Annotated in this window: 13 protein-coding genes and 1 tRNA gene; 9 read left to right on the top strand and 5 right to left on the bottom strand. The window is 63.4% G+C overall.

Going from position 1 to position 15023, the window contains the following annotated elements; translation table 11 throughout:
- Positions 1–188: 188 nt before the first annotated feature.
- From V6M52_RS08885 to parE, 3 genes are all read right to left on the bottom strand, one after another.
- Positions 189–374, bottom strand: a complete 186-nt coding sequence (locus V6M52_RS08885) for a hypothetical protein (RefSeq protein ID WP_332700758.1) — start codon at positions 372–374, stop codon at positions 189–191.
- A 175-nt stretch (positions 375–549) separates the two neighbouring features.
- Entirely contained in the window at positions 550–1323 is a 774-nt protein-coding gene (locus V6M52_RS08880; protein ID WP_332700757.1) for an outer membrane protein, read from the bottom strand.
- A gap of 217 nt (positions 1324–1540) precedes the next feature.
- A complete protein-coding gene (gene parE / locus V6M52_RS08875) occupies positions 1541–3562 on the bottom strand; it encodes a DNA topoisomerase IV subunit B (RefSeq protein ID WP_332700756.1) in 2022 nt (673 codons plus the stop codon).
- A gap of 196 nt (positions 3563–3758) precedes the next feature.
- Here parE and V6M52_RS08870 point away from each other — a divergent pair, with 196 nt between their 5' ends.
- From V6M52_RS08870 to V6M52_RS08850, 5 genes are all read left to right on the top strand, one after another.
- Positions 3759–4082 carry a hypothetical protein gene (locus V6M52_RS08870; RefSeq protein WP_332690868.1) on the top strand — a complete coding sequence of 108 codons (324 nt, stop codon included), beginning with the start codon at positions 3759–3761 and terminating at the stop codon, positions 4080–4082.
- 570 nt (positions 4083–4652) lie between these two features.
- Positions 4653–6173, top strand: coding sequence for an ABC-F family ATP-binding cassette domain-containing protein (locus V6M52_RS08865; RefSeq protein WP_332700755.1), 1521 nt, complete (start codon positions 4653–4655; stop codon positions 6171–6173).
- Positions 6174–6346: 173 nt separating this feature from the next.
- A complete protein-coding gene (locus tag V6M52_RS08860) occupies positions 6347–6997 on the top strand; it encodes a PilZ domain-containing protein (RefSeq protein WP_332690874.1) in 651 nt (216 codons plus the stop codon).
- A gap of 357 nt (positions 6998–7354) precedes the next feature.
- Complete coding sequence (locus V6M52_RS08855; protein ID WP_332700754.1) at positions 7355–7858, top strand: PilZ domain-containing protein; 504 nt, start codon at positions 7355–7357, stop codon at positions 7856–7858.
- A gap of 73 nt (positions 7859–7931) precedes the next feature.
- Positions 7932–9368: an amidase gene (locus V6M52_RS08850; RefSeq protein WP_332700753.1), complete on the top strand. Its 1437-nt coding sequence runs from the start codon at positions 7932–7934 to the stop codon at positions 9366–9368.
- A 97-nt stretch (positions 9369–9465) separates the two neighbouring features.
- Here the strand turns inward: V6M52_RS08850 and glnA are convergent, their stop codons facing one another.
- Positions 9466–10875 (bottom strand): type I glutamate--ammonia ligase, encoded by a 1410-nt coding sequence (glnA, locus tag V6M52_RS08845; protein WP_332700752.1) that lies wholly within the window; start codon positions 10873–10875, stop codon positions 9466–9468.
- Positions 10876–10948: 73 nt separating this feature from the next.
- Positions 10949–11287: a P-II family nitrogen regulator gene (locus V6M52_RS08840; RefSeq protein ID WP_035079039.1), complete on the bottom strand. Its 339-nt coding sequence runs from the start codon at positions 11285–11287 to the stop codon at positions 10949–10951.
- A 218-nt stretch (positions 11288–11505) separates the two neighbouring features.
- Between V6M52_RS08840 and V6M52_RS08835 the strand changes: the two genes are divergently transcribed.
- The 4 genes from V6M52_RS08835 (at position 11506) to V6M52_RS08820 (ending at position 15003) form a co-directional block, all read left to right on the top strand.
- Entirely contained in the window at positions 11506–11862 is a 357-nt protein-coding gene (locus tag V6M52_RS08835) for a nuclear transport factor 2 family protein (RefSeq protein WP_332700751.1), read from the top strand.
- Positions 11863–11923: 61 nt separating this feature from the next.
- A tRNA-Leu gene (locus V6M52_RS08830) sits at positions 11924–12008 on the top strand.
- A gap of 55 nt (positions 12009–12063) precedes the next feature.
- On the top strand, positions 12064–13443 hold the full coding sequence (gene tig, locus V6M52_RS08825; protein WP_332700750.1) for a trigger factor: 1380 nt from the start codon (positions 12064–12066) through the stop codon (positions 13441–13443).
- Between the two features lie 87 nt (positions 13444–13530).
- A complete protein-coding gene (locus V6M52_RS08820; protein WP_332700749.1) occupies positions 13531–15003 on the top strand; it encodes an NAD(P)H-hydrate epimerase in 1473 nt (490 codons plus the stop codon).
- The last annotated feature ends 20 nt before the right edge of the window (positions 15004–15023 follow it).

Here is a 15023-nt window from a genome sequence, read left to right as displayed (position 1 = left end):
CTCGGCACAGGTGGGTTAGGCGGCTCCCGGCAGATCGGCCCGTGCGACAAGCCTACAACGTTTAGACCGGCCGCTGAACGCCAAGAAGGGTACAGGGTGGGCAAAGCCCTTGCGTGCCCACCATCGACGATGGCGCCGTTGAAGGATGGTGGGCACGGCGCAAACGCGCCTTTGCCCACCCTACGAATTCAACGCTTGCCCCGCCAGATCAGGATCACTCCGAGCGCGGCCAGCGCCGCGCCGTACCATGCCCACTGAGTCTGCTTAATCATGAAGCTCGACGCCGGCCAGGCGATCACGCCGGTGCCCTGACCGATCCACAGGAGCCCGATCGCGAGAGCGAGGAAACCGATGATCGGAAGCCATTTGCGCATGAGTTCGCTCGCTGGTGGCCGTGGGATATCGCGTGGGTGCCAGAGTGCTGTGCTTGTGCGGGGAGGGCAAGGGGAGGAAACGACGACTTCGTCAGATCGTCATTTCGCCAAGGCACAAAAAAGCCCCGGCAAATGCCGGGGCTTTCGAGTTGGTCGGTCCGGGAGAGATCAGTACTCAGCGGCCCCAGTTGAAGCGATAGACCAGCGAGGTGCTGACGGTCTGGACCCAGGGCTCGAAGGTAACTGCTGTGCCGGTGGGGCCGCCGCCGAAAGCAGGCGTGAATGTCATTGGGAGGGTGGTGCGATCGTAGAAGGCCGAGCGATATTCGGTCTTCATGAACCAGCCGGGCGCCGAGATACCGAAGATATCGAGGTTGTTCTCGACACCGCCGCCGATGAACCAGCCATTACGGCTGAATGACGGCGTGGTGGTGACCGCAACACCGCCGGGAGCGATGAACGACTGGGTGCTGCCCGACCACTCCGAACCGGAGTAGCCGGCGTTGACGTAAGACAGCACATTCGGAGCCACAAGATAGCCCAGTCTCGCGCCGGCTGCATAGCTGGTTTCGAGCTTCACCCGACCTTCAGTGCCAATGGCCTGATCGCTGAGCGAACCTTTGAGGCTTCCGAACTGTGCATCACCGAAAATACCGGCGACCCACTTGCCGCCGAACTGCACGTCGTAACCGGCGCCGACGGTTCCGAACCAGCCATCGCCGCCGAACCGCTGGTCGCGGGTAAGTGCAACCGCGCCGGGGAAGGTCTGGGTGTTGCTGTCGGCTGTCCACAGGCCACCGCCGCCGCCGCCGAAGATGTAGAAGCCGGTCCAATTGTAGATCGGAGCCATGGGGGCCGGAGCCTTGGCATAACGGGGCGCCATGTCGGCGGCGAGCGCCGATCCGGTGAAGGCCGCGATCGCGGTCAGTGCAACGACCAGTCTTTTCATGTCAATTACCCCAGTTAGTGAGCGGTCGAACCTTGACCAGCGTTAAATTTCGATTCCCAGAATCTCGAACTGTCCCGAAAACTATAGCTGGTTTCGTCCAAAATGCTGTTGCCGGGGCAACACACCCGGCGGAAAACGATAACGGGGAAAAGCCCCCAAAAGCGGCGAATCCACCGCCCGAAAGGCGAAATTCGGCCGTTATCGGTGCTGCCGGACGCTAGACGTCCAGCAAATCCTCGCTGGCGAATTCGGCCTTGTCGGAAATGAAGGCGAAGCGCGCCTCGGCCTTGGTGCCCATCAGGCGCTCGACCGAATCGGCGGTGCCCTCGCGGTCGTCGGCCAACAGAACCACGCGCAGCATGGTGCGCTTGGCCGGGTCCATGGTGGTTTCCTTCAACTGCGCCGGCATCATCTCGCCGAGGCCTTTGAAGCGGCCGACATCGACCTTGGCGTTGGCGTTGAATTCGCTCTTCAGGAGCTGATCCTTGTGGGTGTCGTCGCGGGCGTAGATCGTCTTGGCGCCATGGGTCAGCCGATAGAGCGGCGGCACCGCGAGATAGAGATGACCCTCGTCGATCAGTCGGGGCGTCTGCCGGTAGAAGAATGTGATCAGCAATGAAGCGATATGCGCGCCGTCGACGTCGGCGTCGGTCATGATGATGATGCGGGAATAGCGCAGATCCTCTTCGCGGTAATGCACACCGATGCCGCAGCCGATCGCCTGCATCAGGTCAGCGAGTTGCGCATTCGCGGTCAGCTTGTCCTTGGTGGCGGAAGCGACATTGAGGATCTTGCCGCGCAACGGCAGGATCGCCTGGGTCTTGCGGTCGCGCGCCTGCTTGGCGCTGCCGCCGGCCGAGTCGCCTTCGACGATGAAGAGTTCCGCGCCCTGGGCGGCGGTCTGCGTGCAGTCAGCCAGCTTGCCGGGCAGGCGCAGCTTGCGCGTCGCACTGGCGCGGTCGATCTCTTTTTCCTTGCGCCGGCGCAGCCGCTCCTCGGCCCGCTCGATCGCCCAGTCCATGAGCTTGCCCGCCTGGTTGGGCGAGGCCGCGAGCCAGTGGTCGAACGCATCGCGCAGGGCATTGTCCACGATGCGCGTGGCTTCGCCCGAGGCCAGTTTGTCCTTGGTCTGGCCGACGAATTCGGGCTCGCGCACGAAGACCGACAGCATGGCGCTGCAATGGGCGAACACGTCCTCGGCCGTCAGAATGGCCGCATTCTTGTTCTTGGTCAGCTCGGCATAGTTCTTGAGGCCGCGCAGCAGTGCCGTGCGCAGGCCCGCCTCATGCGTGCCGCCATCGGGCGTCGGCACGGTATTGCAGTAGGAGGAAACCCCGCCATCCCCCAGCGTCCAGGCAATCGCCCATTCGACGGCGCCATGCGTGCCCGGCTTGCCGTGGCTGCCGGCGAATAGTTCGTCGACGATGCGCGTCTCGCCCTCGATGCGGGCGGTCATGAAGTCCTTGAGGCCATCGGGATAGTGGAACACCGCCTTGGCCGGGGCGTCCTCGGTGACCAGCGCCTCGTCGCAGCTCCAGCGCAGTTCCACGCCGCCGAACAGATAGGCCTTGGCCCGCGTCATGCGGAACAGCCGTGCCGCCGAGAAATGGGCAGTGTCGCCGAAGATCTGCGGGTCCGGATGGAAGCGCGTGGTGGTGCCGCGGCGATTGTTGACGCGACCGATCATCTCGACCTTGGTGGTGGGAATGCCGCGCGAATAGCTCTGGCGATAGAGCACCTGGTCGCGGGCGACTTCCACGGTCATGTCGTCCGAGAGGGCGTTCACGACAGAGACACCCACGCCGTGCAGGCCGCCGGAGGTCTCATAAGCCTTGGAGTCGAACTTGCCGCCGGCATGCAGCTTGGTCAGAACCAGCTCAAGCGTTGAAAGTTCAGGGTTTTTTGGGTGTGGCTCGACCGGGATGCCGCGGCCATTATCGGTAACCGTCACGTAACCGTCGGCGCCGATATGCACTTCGATGCGGGTGGCGTGGCCGGCAATAGCTTCGTCCATCGAGTTGTCGATGACTTCGGCGAAGAGATGGTGCAGGGCATTGGCATCGGTGCCGCCGATATACATGCCGGGCCGCCGCCGGACCGGCTCAAGTCCTTCCAGAACCTCGATATCTGCTGCCGAATAGGAGCCAGCGGTAACGTTCGGCGCCTTGGACGCCGGCTTTGGCGTCTCGGGCGGCAGGCGTTCTGGTTCAGCGCCGAAAAGGTCTTCTGCTTGCGACATGCACATTCCGTCTTTGCGCCCGAATCGGGCGATTCCGCCTTCTAGCATATCCCAGCCGCGCATGGCGCAGGGCAGGGAACCGGCGTGGCCGCCCCGAGTTCTTCACAAGTCTGAACGCCAGATGAACGACTGGTTACGGCGCGGTTCAAGCCCCGCGCGCCATATTGGCCGATTGAAGCGTCAGAAGGAGGCATTCATGATCAGATTCATCGCCATCGCACTGACCGCGCTGCTGCTCGGCGCGGGCGCAGCAATGCCCGCCCAGGCGCAATCGTTCGGCTTCGGCATCTTCTTCGGCGACGAAGCCTCCGACTTCTACCCCGAACGTATCACCTGCATGACCGATCGGCAGATCCGCGATGCCGTTGCCGCCCGCGGCTACACCAATATCTACCTCAACGTCGCCATGGAAAAGAATATCCAGGTGCGCGCCACCCGCGACGGCTGGGTCTACCTGCTGGATTTCAACTTCTGCAGCGGCCGTATCGAGGGCCGCCAGCAGCTGCGTCCGGCTGGCTAACCGACAGTCGGGCAACAAAATCGTCCCAAGATCGGGCGCCCGGTTTACGTTCCGTTTGCTTCTTGAGAGCACTTTCTTAAACGCACGCTGCTAGACCAGACGCATACGGTTTTTGTCTGGAGTTGCCGTATGCGAGCCGATCGGGATCCTAGTTCTGCGTATCCGGTCCCTGCCGGCTCAATTGTCTTCGGTGTTTGGCCGCATGCCGGGTTTTCAGGTATTGCGTACCGGCTGGCCAAGCTCACCGCCCCACGTTCCGGGGTTGTCGCGCTGATCGCGGCCATGTTCTATTTCCTGTGATTTCCGCCGATTGATTTCCCGCGCTGGCGCGGCTAATGATCGATCCAGGCCGAAAAACCAACCAGGGAGGGTCCGATGACATTGCTGTTCGCGCACCGCTCCCGTGGCCCTGTCCAGGCCCTGTGGCTCAAGCTGCAGGGCTGACCGGTACTGGTACGGACGATCCTTCCTGTCTCTTCCATTCTGGTTTGCCCTTCGTGGCGGTCCCCGACCGCCTTCTGACGGCAATGGCGCCTTTCCTGATAACGCGCCGCACCCAGTGAGACAAAAATGGGCTCGATCAGCCTCCGCAATGCCGGCCTTGTGGCCACCGACACGCTCTTTTCCAATCTCAACCTCGTCATCGGTGATGGCGACCGCGTCGGCCTTGTCGCCGGCAATGGCCGCGGCAAGACCACGCTGCTGCGCGCCATGGCCGGGCAGGGGGAACTGACCTCCGGCGATATCGTGCGCTCGCGCGGCCTGACAATTGGCTATGTCGAACAGGACATGCCCGCCGCCATGATGGGTATGACGCTCTATGAAGCGGTGCTACACGCCCTGCCGCCGGCCGACCGCGACACCGACAGCTGGCGCGTCGACGTCGTGCTCGACGAGTTCGAAACCCCGGAAGCCATGCGCGGACGCCGGCTGAGCGAGCTCAGCGGGGGCTGGCAGCGTATCGCGCTGATCGCCCGCTGCTGGGTGCTGCAGCCGGACGCTCTGCTGCTTGACGAGCCCACCAACCATCTCGACCTGGGCAAGCTGTTCCAGCTTGAGACGTGGATCAACCAGGCGGCCCGCAACATTCCGGTGATCATCGCCAGCCACGACCGCCAATTCCTCGACGCTACCACCACCCGCACCCTGTTCCTGCGGCCCGACGAGTCACACGTCTTCGCCCTGCCCTATAGCAGGGCCCGGGTGGCGATGGCCGAGGCCGACGAAGCCGCCCAGGCCAAGCGCGAACGCGACCTCAAGGAAGTCAGCCGTTTGCGCAAGCAGGCCGCCAAGCTCACCAATATCGGCATCAACTCCGGCAGTGACCTCCTTGTCGTGAAGTCCAAATATCTGCGCGAGCGGGCCGAGAAGATCGAGAGCGCGGTGCTGTCACTGCACAAGGAGCGCAGCGGCGACATCCGGCTGGGCAATAGCGGCGCGCAGGCGAGGGTGATGCTGGCCATCGAGAACCTGGAGGTCACCAGCCCACCCGGCGACAAGCTGTTCCGCATCGACAAGTTGCACATTTTCCAGGGCGATCGCCTGGTAATCCTGGGCCGCAACGGCACCGGCAAGTCGCAATTCATCGGCCTGCTGCATCGCGCCATGGCCGGCATCGACAAGCCCGGCATCCGTGTCAGCCCCCAGATCGTTCCCGGCTATGTCGACCAGGCCATGAGCTTCCTGCCGGCGCGGGAGTCCCCGCTGGGTTACATCACCGGCCGCTTCGACCAGGGCGACCAGCGCAGCAAGAGCCTGCTGGCCGCCGCGGGCTTTGCCGTGGAGACGCAGGAGCGCCCGATCGCCGAACTCTCATTCGGTCAGAGGGCGCGGTTGGGACTGCTGGCTATCCGATTGCTGGAGCCCAATTTTTACCTCCTCGACGAGCCAACCAATCACGTCGACATTCTCGGACAAGAACGACTGGAAGAGGAAATATTGGCGCATGGCGCCACCTGTATACTGGTATCGCATGACCGCAGCTTCGTCCGCGGGCTGGGCAACCGGTTCCTCCTGATCGAGAACCGCCGACTGACGGAAGTTGATGGGCCCGAGTTGCACTTTGCAGCCATGGCGCGGGAAGCGTCCTGACTGCAGAGAGGCGGACAATTTTTGCGGGTTGCTTAAAGCGCGCATTAACTCTGCAATAAATTGAGGCCGCAACAGCATGGCAGACCGCGGCGTCTACCTGTAAATTGGGAGAAGTCCTTAACAACTGTCCGGTATCTCTGCAGCGAGACAGGAACACTTGGGATCAGGAGCCCATGTTTCAGAACGCTGAAGACGGAGCTGCCCCACAGCGATCGCATTTCGACTGGCACGACGTCCGCTTCATCGGCGCCGTGGCCGGTCGCTATGCGCTTGCTGAACGTCGCAGCGGTGCCGACGGCAAGGTCGCGGTCTATGCCTGCCGGCTATGTTCCATCTCAACCAGACAGTGCGTTGTCGTCGGCCCGGTCGTTGGGCGGGAAGGCGAGGTCGTCGCCGCCCATTTCGATGAGTTCGGCATGCTGCGTGGCAAGATCAGCCGCCGGCTGCCCTCGGGCTTCGTCCTCGACCTGATGCTGTCCGACGCCGAGCGCAACAAGCTGGGCGGCAAGATCGTGTGGCAGAAGAAGCGCGTGCATGAGCAAGTGCCCGACAAGCGTGAGCACCGCCGCATCCCGCCGCGCGACCCGCGGACGCTGCTGACCCTGGCCGACGGCACGCAAATGCCATGCTTCGTCATCGACGTGTCGCAGTCGGGCATTGCCGTTTCCGCGGAAATCTGGCCCGAACTTGGTACACCCATGGCGGTCGGCAAGCTGGTCGGCCGCGTCGTCCGCTATCTCGATGTGGGCTTTGCCCTGCGGTTCATGCAGCTCCAGGAACTCGACCAGATCGAGGCCCTCATGGCGCCGCCGGCCGCGCAATAAAACGGCGCGAATATTGCCGCCCCGGCCATTAAAAGCACCCGCCGGCAACGGTAGCCCGCAAACAAATCCGGCTGCGATGGGCGGGCTCCATCGGTATCTGTCCCAATGGAGAAATCATTTATTAGTTGGGCGTACCCTTGCTGCTGAAGTCGCGCGGGGAGGTATGACATCACTTTACTCGCACAGGAGCCGGTTTCGACACCGAAGGTAAAACGTCCCGATGATGTTCGGTTCATCGGCGCGCTCACCGGGTGCTATGCGCTGTCGGGGCGCCACAGCGACGACGAGGAAGGCGTTCCCGTCTACGCCTGTCGCCTCTGCTCGATCTCGCCCACCCACGCCGTTATCATCGCACCAGTGAGTGCCCATGAAGGCGAGATCGTCGTCATACACTTTCATGACTTCGGCATCCTCCGCGCTCGCGTGGCGCGGGAGCTGCCGACCGGCTTCGTAGTCGATCTCGATCTCGATGATGACGGGCGCGAGAAGCTGGCTTCCAAGATCCGCTGGAAGCGCAGCAATATGCACGCGCATCTGGTCGACAAGCGGGACTTCCCTCGCCTCATGCCGCGCCATCCCCGATCCGTCATGACCATGGGCGACGGCAGCCGTCACCCCTGTTTTGTGATCGACATTTCCCAATCGGGCGCCGCCGTCTCCGCGTCGATACTGCCGGGCAAGGGGACGCCCTTGGCCATCGGTGCGCTGATCGGGCGCGTGGTGCGCCGGCTGAATGTCGGCTTTGCCATGCAGTTTACCGTCGTGCACGAGTTGAGCGACCTGGAGCGAATGCTGGTGGAGCCGCCGGGTCCAGTTGACGCACTGACCGAGCCGGCCGCGGCTCCCGGCGCACAAAATTAGCCGCATGGCAATCTCGGTCAAACCCATTCGCGGCGGAGAGGGTAACTCTCACGGATAGATCAAGGAGAGACCCATGCAATACGAAACTGCCACCGCCCAGCTCGTCGCGCTCAGAAGCGGCAAGATTTCGTCTGTCGAGTTGGTCGAGGCTTCCATCACCCGCATCGAAGCGCTGGATGCTAAGCTCAACGCCATCGTCGTCCGCGATTTCGAGCGGGCGCGAGACGCCGCCAAGGCCGCCGATGCGGCACGGGCAGGGGGTGCCAACCTGCCGCTGCTCGGTCTGCCGGTGACGGTGAAAGAGGCATTCAATGTCGCCGGCCTCCCCACGACCTGGGGCATCCCGGGAACGTCGGATATTGCGGTGGCCGAAGACGCCATCGTGGTCGCGCGGCTCAAGGCGGCGGGCGCGGTGGTGCTGGGCAAGAGCAACGTCTCGACCATGCTGCAGGACTGGCAATCGGCCAACCCCGTCTATGGCGTCACCAACAGTCCATGGGACGTGAGCCGTACCCCGGGCGGCTCGTCCGGTGGCGGCGCGGCGGCGCTGGCCGCAGGGTTCGTGCCGCTGGAATTCGGCTCCGACCTCGCCGGTTCGCTGCGCGTACCGGCGAGCTTTTCGGGCGTCTTCGCGCATCGCGGCACCCATGGCCTCGTCCCCAAGACCGGCTTTGAGCCGCCTGGCACGCCAAACCTTTCGGTACAGGCGCCGATCGACCAGGCGGTGATCGGGCCGATGGCGCGCAGCGCGGCGGACCTGCAACTGGCGCTGGAGGTGATCGCGGGACCGGAGGAGGCCGGGCTCAAGCTCGACCTGCCGCCGGTGCGGCACAGCCGGTTGCGCGACTTCCGCGTGTTGGTGATCGACGACATTCCGCTGGTGCCGACCGCGGCGGTTGTTCGGGCGGCGATTGGAGAGATCGCGTCGAAACTAGAGGCTGAAGGCTGCACGGTGAGCCGTAACGCAAAACTCCTGCCCGACGTCACCGTGCTCGGCAAGACGTTCATCGAACTGCTCATGGCCTTCGCTGGCGCCGACATGCCGGACGACGCCTGGCGCGGTATTGCCGCCCATGCGGCCGGGATCGCCCCCGACACCGCCGACCTCAACGCCGCTGGCCAGCGCGCCATGGCGATGAGCCACCGCGACTGGGTCCACCTCGACCGCATCCGTTTCGGGCTGGCTGATCAGTGGCGCCACCTGTTCGCCGACTGGGACGTCGTCCTCTGCCCGGCGACGCCGGTGACGGCGATCCAACATGACCCCACGCCGTGGGATGGGCGCACCATCGATGTCGACGGCAGCCAAGTGCCCTATGGTCTGCTGCCGATGTGGACCTCGCTGGCGATCCCCACCGGCCAGCCGGTCACCACCATGCCCATCGGCGGCGACGCCCTGCCCATCGGCATGCAGATCATTGGCGGACGGTTTGAGGACCGGACGACAATCGGCTTTGCCGGGTTGATCGAACAGGCGTTCGGCGGGTTTGACAGGCCCCCGGGCTACTAGGCGCCAGAAAACCGGATACCCGCCTACGCGGAAATGACGTCGAATAGCAAAAGGGCCCCTTTCGGGGCCCTTTCCAATTCCATTGATGTGTTTCGGCTTAGGCCGAGTAGTACATCTCGTATTCCACCGGATGGGGGGTCTGCTCGAACTTCACCACTTCGGTCATCTTCAGCTCGATATAGCTGTCGATCTGGTCCTTGTCGAACACGCCACCGGCGAGCAGGAATTCGTGATCTGCTTCCAGGGCGCCCAGGGCTTCGCGCAGCGAGCCGCAGACATGGGGGATCTGCATCAGTTCCTGACGCGGCAGCTCGTACAGATCCTTGTCCATCGGGTCGCCCGGGTGGATCTTGTTCTTGATGCCATCGAGGCCGGCCATCAGCATGGCCGAGAAGGCCAGGTAGGGATTGGCCAGCGGATCGGGGAAGCGGATCTCGATGCGCTTGGCCTTCGGCGACTGGCCGAAGGGGATACGGCAGGAAGCCGAACGGTTGCGGGCCGAGTAGGCCAGCAGCACGGGGGCTTCGAAGCCGGGCACCAGTCGCTTGTAGCTGTTGGTGGTCGGGTTGGTGAAGGCGTTGATCGCCTTGGCATGCTTGATGATGCCGCCGATGTAGTACAGCGCTTCCATCGACAGGCCGGCATACTGGTCACCGGCGAACAGCGGCTTGCCGTCCTTCCAGATCGACTGGTGGCAATGCATGCCCGAGCCGTTGTCGCCAAAGATGGGCTTGGGCATGAAGGTCACGGTCTTGCCATAGGCATTGGCGACCTGGTGGATGACATACTTGTAGATCTGCACGTCATCGGCAGCCTTGATCATCGGCGCGAACTTGATGCCGAGTTCGTGCTGAGCCGAGGCCACTTCGTGGTGGTGCTTTTCGACCACGACGCCCATTTCGGCCATGGCAGCGAGCATTTCACCGCGGATGTCCTGCGCGCTGTCCAGCGGCGGCACCGGGAAGTAGCCCTTCTTGAGACCGATATGGTGGCCGTTATTGCCGGCTTCATAGGCGGTGTCGTTGTTGGACGGCAGCTCGGGGTGATCGACCTCGAAACCGACCTTGAACGGGGTGTTGGAATACTTCACGTCGTCGAACATGAAGAATTCCGGCTCGGCGCCGAACACGACCGTGTCGCCGATGCCCGAAGCCTTGAGGTAGGACTCGGCCTTCTTGGCCGTGGTGCGCGGGTCGCGGCTATAGGGCTGGTAGGTGAGGGGCTCGAGAATGTCGCAGTTCACCACCAGCGTGGACGCGCCAAAGAAGGGGTCCATATAGTGCGAATTCGGATCGGGCATCAGGACCATGTCGGACTCGTTGATGGCCTTCCAGCCACCGATCGAGGAACCGTCGAACATGGTGCCTTCTTCGAACAGGTCTTCATCGACGATCGAGACGTCGAGCGTGACGTGCTGCAGCTTGCCGCGCGGGTCGGTGAAGCGCAGGTCGAGATACTTGATGTTCTCGTCTTTGATGCGCTTGAGGAGGTCAGCTCCGGTGGTCATTAGGTCTTCCCCTGTCTAGATCGGAATAGTTTTTGGGTTGTAGTCACGGCGTGCCGCGCTGGGGTGGAGGCCCCTAGAGCGCGTCGTCGCCGAATTCTCCGGTACGGATACGAATGGCCTGCTCGATCGAGTAGACGAAAATCTTGCCGTCGCCAATGCGGCCGGTCTGGGCCGCGTTGCGGATGGCTTCGATGGCCTTCTCGGCGAGTTCGTCGGGGCACACAACCTCGACCTTCACCTTGGGCAGGAAATCCACGACATATTCAGCGCCGCGATAGAGTTCGGTATGGCCCTTCTGGCGGCCGAAGCCCTTGGCTTCGGTCACGGTGATGCCCTGCAGACCAACTTCCTGCAGCGCTTCCTTGACCTCGTCGAGCTTGAACGGCTTTACGATAGCCTCGATTTTTTTCACTTTGAGCCTCCACGTGCCGCAAACGGCGGATACCGCCAACCCGTATGCACGGCCTGTGCCACGCAGGCGCGCGGGTAAAAACACTTGTTCGACAAAGGACTTACTGCGATAGCCTGAGGTAGTTGGAAGGGCCGCTCAGACGGGAAATGTCCAAAACATCATCATAATGCACAAATTTTAGGCAATAACCCAGCAAGCCGGAGCCGGAGCCCGCCACAATGACGCTTAAGACGCCACTTCAATGCGTTGAACTGCAATTCGAGGCCTACAACCAGCGCGACCTGCCGAGGTTTCTCACTGCCTTTGCCGACAATGTCCGCAGCTTCCGCCTGCCGGACATGACGCTGATGATCGACGGCAAGGCCGCCTATGGGGAATTCTATGCCAGCCAGCGGTTCAGCCATGCCGGCCTGCGCGCCGAACTGCTCAACCGCATGGTCATCGGCAACAAGGTCATCGATCACGAACTGATCCATGGCCTGGGACCCGAGCCCATCGAGACGGCGGTGATGTTCGTGGTGGAGGAGGGGCTGATCACCACGGTGTTCGCCATTCCGGCCAAATCGCCACTCTAGGCTTTGACGGGCTTTCCATCTTCATATAGATGCAACGCCAACCCGGCCAACGGGTCCTTTTGCGGGTGTGGCGGAACTGGTAGACGCACTGGATTTAGGTTCCAGCGCCGCAAGGCGTGGAGGTTCGAGTCCTCTCACCCGCACCACTATTGGACCGGCCCTACGATCAAACGACTATCAATGAATACGGGATTGAACCGAATGCAGGTTACCGAAACCCTCAATGAAGGCCTGAAGCGCAAGTTGAGCGTCACCATTCCGGCCGCGGACCTCAATACGCGCCTGGGCGCCAAGCTTGAAGAGCTCAAGGGCCAGGCCAACATCAAGGGCTTCCGTCCCGGCAAGGTGCCGCTGGCGCACATCAAGAAGATGTTCGGCCGCTCGGCCATGTCCGAAGTGATGACCGACGCGATCAATTCGACCGTCTCCGAGACGCTTGATGGCCGCAAGGAACGCGCCGCCGCCCAGCCCAAAGTCGATCTGCCCGACGATCAGGCCGTCATCAACGACGTGCTCGACGGCAAGGCCGACCTCGCCTTCGAAGTCGAATATGAAGTGCTGCCGCCCGTCGCGCTGATGAAGCTCGACGGTGTCAAGCTGGTCAAGCCGGTGATCGACATCACCGAGGATGAAGTCACTGCCGAAGTGAACCGCGTCTTCGCGCAGAACCGCGGCTATACCGACAAGGGCGACGACGGCGTCGTCGAGACCGGCGACCGTCTCGGCCTTAGCTTTGTCGGCAAGATCAAGGGCAAGCCCTTCGATGGCGGCACGTCCGACCATGCCCATCTGACGGTCGGCGCGGGCGAATTCATCCCCGGCTTCGAAGAGCAGCTGGTCGGCATGAAGAAGGGCGAGACCCGCGAGATCGAGGTCACCTTCCCCAAGGACTACCAGAGCGAAGAACTCGCCGGCAAGAAGGCCCAGTTCGAAGTGACGGTCCTCCATGTCGATGGCCCCAACCAGGGCGAGCTCGACGATGAATTCGCCAAGCGCCTCGGTGTCGACAACGTTGAGGCCATGCGCAGCGCGGTCAAGACCCAGATGGAAGCCGCTCTCGCCTCCATGAGCCGCCAGCACATGAAGCGCCAGATCCTCGACGCCCTCGATGACGGCCACAAGTTCGACGTTCCCGCCCAACTGGTGGAGGCCGAGTTCGCCACCATCTGGAGCCGCGTCGAGCACGAAGTGCAGAGCCACGGCCGGTCCTTTGAAGACGAAGGCACGACCGAGGAAGCGGCCCGCGAGCAGTATCGCAAGATCGCCGAGCGCCGCGTACGCCTGGGTCTGGTCGTCGCCGAGATCGGCAACCAGAACGAAGTGAACGTGACCGAGGAAGAGCACCAGCAGGCGCTGATCGCCGAGGTGCGCCGCTTCCCCGGCCAGGAACAGCAGGTCTACGACTATTACCGCAAGAACCCCCAGGCCCTCGCCGGCCTGCGTGCTCCGGTGTTCGAGAACAAGGTCGTCGACTTCGTCGCCGACAAGGGCGCCATCACTGAAAAGAAGATGACCCGCGAAGAACTGGCCAAGCTGATCCAGGCCGACGAGGACGAAGTTCCGGAAGAACACCACCACTAAAGGTGTTTTGACGCGAGAATTCAAAGCCGCCCAGAAATGGGCGGCTTTTTGTTTGCAGGTTCCGTTGCGCTTGTTGAGAGTTTTGCCATGACCACTGCCCATGCCGATATCCTGCTCACCCCGGCCCAGATGGCCGAGGCCGACCGGCTCGCGGTCGCGGCCGGCGTCAAGTCGCTCAAGCTGATGGAGGCTGCCGGCAAGGCCGTCGCCGAGGCCGTGATCGAGCGCTACTACCAGCGTTCGGTGCTGGTGCTGTGTGGCCCCGGCAATAATGGCGGCGACGGCTTCGTGGTGGCCCGGCTGCTCAAGCAGAAGGGCTGGCCTGTGCAGTTGCGCCTCATCGGCGACCGGGCTGCGCTCAAGGGCGACGCTGCCCATATGGCCGAGCAGTGGACCGGCCGCGTCGCAGCGCCCACCGCCCAGGATATCGATGCGGCGGACCTGGTGATCGACGCCTTGCTCGGGGCGGGCCTCGACCGCGATATAGAAGGCGCTTTCGCCGAGGCCATCGCCGCGGTCAACGCCAGCTCGCGCCCGGTGGTGAGCATCGATATTCCCAGCGGCATAGACGGCGCCACGGGCGCCATGCGCGGCACGGCAATGATCGCCGACATGACCGTGACCTTCTTCCGCCTCAAGCCCGGCCATCTGCTGCAGCCGGGCCGCGACCGCTGCGGCGAGGTGGTGCTGGCCGATATCGGCGTTCCCGAATCGGTGCTGCAGCCGATCGGCGCCATCGCCTGGCAGAACACGCCAAGCCTGTGGTCGCTGCCCGTCGCCAGCAATGAGGGCAACAAGTTCCATCGCGGCCATTGCGTCGTCGTCTCCGGCGGCCCGCTGCAGACCGGTGCGGCCCGGCTCGCCGCCATGGCGGCGTTTCGCGTCGGGGCGGGCGTCGTGTCCCTGGCCGGCCCCGAGGCCGCTTTGCTGGTTCACGCAGCCCATGTCACCGCCGTGATGCTCAAGCCCGCCGAGACCGCCGCGGAACTGGCCAAACTGCTCGCCGACCAGCGCATCAATGCCGTGGTCATCGGGCCGGCCGCAGGCGTCGGAGAAGCGACGAAGGAGCGCGTCCTGGCCGTTCTCGCCTCCGGCGCCGCGACGGTGCTCGATGCCGATGCGCTCAGCAGTTTTTCCGGCGACGCCGAAGCCCTCTACACCGCCATCAAGGCCGATCCGCGCCCCGTAGTGATGACCCCGCATGAAGGCGAGTTCCAGCGGCTATTCGGCGATTTGCCCGGCGGCAAGCTGGACAGGGCCCGCGCGGCCGCCAGCCATTCGGGCGCCACCATCATCCTCAAGGGCAGCGACACAGTCATCGCCAGCCCCGACGGTCGGGCCGCCATCAATGCCAACGCGCCCGCCTGGCTGGGCACGGCCGGTTCCGGCGACGTGCTGGCCGGCATGGTGGCCGGGCTGATGGGGCAGGGCATGACCGGCTGGGAAGCCGCCTGCGCGGCGGTATGGCTGCACGCCGAGGCCGCCAACAGGTTTGGCGGGCCGGGCTTGATCAGTGAAGACCTGCCGCTGCTGGTGCCGGGAGTGCTGGCGAGCCTTTAGCGCCAGCGCACCATCAGCCG

It is taken from the genome of Devosia sp., assembly GCF_036676215.1.
In the GTDB taxonomy this organism is placed as follows: Bacteria; Pseudomonadota; Alphaproteobacteria; order Rhizobiales; family Devosiaceae; genus Devosia.
Note: the sequence above shows the minus strand (reverse complement) of the source record. Positions and strands in the feature narration are given on the sequence as shown.